This is a genomic window from Mesorhizobium sp. M4A.F.Ca.ET.020.02.1.1 (assembly GCF_004022645.1).
GTDB lineage: Bacteria > Pseudomonadota > Alphaproteobacteria > Rhizobiales > Rhizobiaceae > Mesorhizobium.
In genome coordinates this window covers 1-2,586 of record NZ_RZOI01000799.1, presented here as the reverse complement: position 1 = coordinate 2,586, position 2,586 = coordinate 1, and the positions used below count along the sequence as shown (strand labels likewise).

General features: G+C 65.5%; 3 protein-coding genes. 1 reads left to right on the top strand and 2 read right to left on the bottom strand.

From position 1 onward, the window contains the following. Positions 1 to 1,739 (top strand): DNA gyrase subunit B (locus EN742_RS31295; RefSeq protein WP_128333682.1); only part of this gene is annotated, 1,739 nt, incomplete at its 5' end. Between the two features lie 56 nt (positions 1,740 to 1,795). On the opposite strand, the gene EN742_RS31290 is transcribed toward EN742_RS31295, so the two are convergent. After that, on the bottom strand, positions 1,796 to 2,164 hold the full coding sequence (locus EN742_RS31290) for a hypothetical protein (RefSeq protein ID WP_210212578.1): 369 nt from the start codon (positions 2,162 to 2,164) through the stop codon (positions 1,796 to 1,798). Next, positions 2,151 to 2,586: hydantoinase B/oxoprolinase family protein (locus tag EN742_RS31285; protein ID WP_189375685.1), on the bottom strand; the 436-nt coding region annotated here is incomplete at its 5' end. The genes EN742_RS31285 and EN742_RS31290, both read right to left, overlap by 14 nt.

Below are 2,586 nucleotides of genomic sequence, written 5' to 3'. Positions count from 1 at the left end.
AGTTCGTCAAACATCTCGACCGGGTCAAGAAGCCGCTGATTCAGACGCCGATCGCGATCCGGGCCGAGCGCGACGGCATCACCGTCGAGGTGGCGATGTGGTGGAACGACAGCTACCACGAGAACGTGCTGGCCTTCACCAACAACATCCCGCAGCGCGACGGCGGTACGCATCTGGCCGGCTTCCGCGCCGCGCTGACCCGGCAGATCACCGGCTATGGCGATGCTTCCGGCCAGACCAAGAAGGAAAAGGTGTCACTGACCGGCGACGACTGCCGCGAGGGTCTGACGGCCGTTCTCTCAGTCAAGGTCCCGGATCCGAAATTCTCCTCGCAGACCAAGGACAAGCTGGTCTCCTCCGAGGTCCGCCCGGTGGTGGAAAGCCTGGTCAACGAAGCGCTGGGCACCTGGCTCGAAGAGCATCCGAGCGAAGGCAAGGTCGTGGTCGAGAAGGTGATCCAGGCGGCGGCGGCGCGCGAGGCGGCGCGCAAGGCGCGCGACATCACCCGCAAGAGCACGCTCGGCGTCACCTCGCTGCCCGGCAAGCTCGCCGACTGCCAGGAGCGCGATCCGGCCAAGTCCGAAATCTTCATCGTCGAGGGAGACTCGGCCGGCGGCTCGGCCAAGGGCGGCCGTTCGCGCCAGAACCAGGCCATCCTGCCGCTGCGCGGCAAGATCCTCAATGTCGAGCGCGCGCGCTTCGACCGCATGCTGAGCTCCGACATGATCGGCACGCTGATCACCGCGCTCGGCACCTCCATCGGCAAGGACGAGTTCAACGCAGACAAGCTGCGCTACCACAAGATCATCCTGATGACCGACGCCGACGTCGACGGCGCCCACATCCGCACGCTGCTGCTCACCTTCTTCTTCCGTCAGATGCCGGAGCTGATCGAGCGCGGCCATCTCTACATCGCCCAGCCGCCGCTCTACAAAGTGACGCGGGGAAAAAGCTCGCAATACCTCAAGGACGAAAGCGCCTATGAGGAATATCTGATCGATTCCGGGCTGGAGGAAGCGTCGCTGACGTTGGGCTCCGGCGAGGTGCGGACCGGCCAGGACCTGCATAGCGCCATCGACGACGCGCTGGCTGTGCGCCAGCTGATCAACGGGTTGCACACGCGCTACAACCGCAGCGTCGTCGAACAGGCGGCGATCGCCGGCGCTCTCAACGCCGATGTCCTTGCCGATCTCGGCCGCGCCAACGCCATGGCCGAGCGCGTCGCCAAGCGCCTCGACCTGATCGCCGAGGATACCGAGCGTGGCTGGACCGGCCGCCTGTCGACCTCCAATGACGGCGTCGGCGGCTATGTGTTCGAGCGCACGGTGCGCGGCGTGAAGGAGTTCGTGCAGCTCGACGCCGGGCTGATCAATTCGGCCGATGCGCGCCAGCTCGACCGCTATGCCTCGCGCCTGGCCGAAATCTACAGCGAGCCGCCCGTGCTGCGCCGCAAGGAGGTCTCCGAGACCATTGCGGGACCGCTGGCGCTGCTCAACGCGGTGTTCGCGACCGGCCGCAAGGGCCTGACCATGCAGCGTTACAAGGGCCTTGGCGAGATGAACGCCGAGCAGCTGTGGGAAACCACGCTGGACCCGAACGTGCGCTCGCTGCTGCAGGTCAAGGTCACCGACGCCACCGACGCCGACTCGCTGTTCTCGCGACTGATGGGCGACGAGGTGGAACCGCGGCGTGAGTTCATCCAGGACAATGCGCTGTCGGTCGCCAATCTGGACGTCTGAAGCCGGCTTATGATAGCGCCTCGGTGGAGCAAGTTGCTCGCCGAGGTGCCGAGCAACTAACGGGTCGACTTCTCGATCGCGCTCAAAGCGGATAGCCCGCGCAACGGCGGCTCGCCTGCGTCGATTTGGGCGTTGATCAACTTTTCATCGTCATCGCTTTTATACGCCTTCGGGATGCCTCTGATCTGGGCCGGCAGATCCCAATCGGCTGGACGATCCCTGGGCGAGAACCATCGGCAGCGTTCGACTTCAACCCAATGACGCCGAAGCCGAAGACAGTTTTCCAATCCATCGTCTCCGTAGCCGAACTCGACGCCGCAGCAGTCACAGATGTTGAATGAGGGTTGCCGACCGTCCTCACCCCAGGGCAGGTCCGGATACTGGCTCAGCCCGCAGACGCGGCACTTGAACTTATCCTCGATCACCCCCGAACATCTCCCTGGCCTGCTCGGCCGTATAGTAGCCGAGCCTGACATCCTCGGCGACCAGCTTCGGGTCACGCTCGCCCGGATCGCCATAGCCGCCGCCGCCCGGGGTGCCGACGCGCACGCGGTCGCCGGCCTTGAGGGAAATGTCCTGCTCCTTGGACAGATGCGGCGGCACATGCGCCTCGCCGCCGCGGAACACCGTCACCGTATTGGGCGCGCCATCCTTGCCGCCGAGCGCGCCTTGCGGGCCGAAGCGGCCATGGTCCATGACGAAGGAGGCGCGGGCATCGCCGCGCAGGATCTCGACCTCGTAGGCCAGACCGAAGCCGCCGCGCTGCTTGCCGGCGCCGCCCGAACCTTCGCGCAGCGCATAGTGGCGGTAATGCCGGCCATGATGGCCTGACCAATGGCTGCTCGAC